This is a genomic window from Psychrobacter sp. 1Y4 (assembly GCF_051847555.1).
The window spans coordinates 1-524 of record NZ_JBPYDE010001126.1; the positions used below are offsets into that span (position 1 = coordinate 1).

The 524-nt window shown below is 41.2% G+C and carries 1 protein-coding gene; it reads left to right on the forward strand.

Annotation, left to right across the window (positions count from 1 at the left end):
• Positions 1-524 (forward strand): porin (locus tag ACS8FC_RS20760; RefSeq protein WP_439298175.1); only part of this gene is annotated, 524 nt, incomplete at both ends.

Genomic DNA, 524 nt, shown 5'->3' on the forward strand with positions numbered 1-524 from the left:
TCGCTACAGCAATCGCAGCCCTATCTGTATCAGCAGCCAATGCAGCACCAACCGTCTATGGTAAAGCATTTTTAAGTGCTGATTATGTCAATGGTGAATTTGATTCAAACGTTAATGATGCTTTTGATCGTGATGAAGATACAGTAGAAATCAACTCATACAGCTCACGTATTGGTCTAAAAGGCTCTGAAGCAATGACTGCCAACACTGATGTTGTTTATCAGTTAGAGTATGGCATTCGAGTTGACGGCGAAGACCGCACTTTCAAAAGCCGTGATACTTACCTTGGTGTTGTAAACAAAGACTTTGGTGAAATTCGCGCTGGTCGTAACCAATCGACACTAGATTACATCAACAACGTTATTGTTAACGAAGGTTACTGGGACAACCTAGGCAGTAACAACCTTGATAGCAACCAACAACTTGCTGGTCTAAACATGTCTGATAGTAGTCGTATTAATAACTCTATCATCTGGAAAGCGCCTAAGTATAACAACCTGCCGCTAAATCTAGCAGTCATGTAT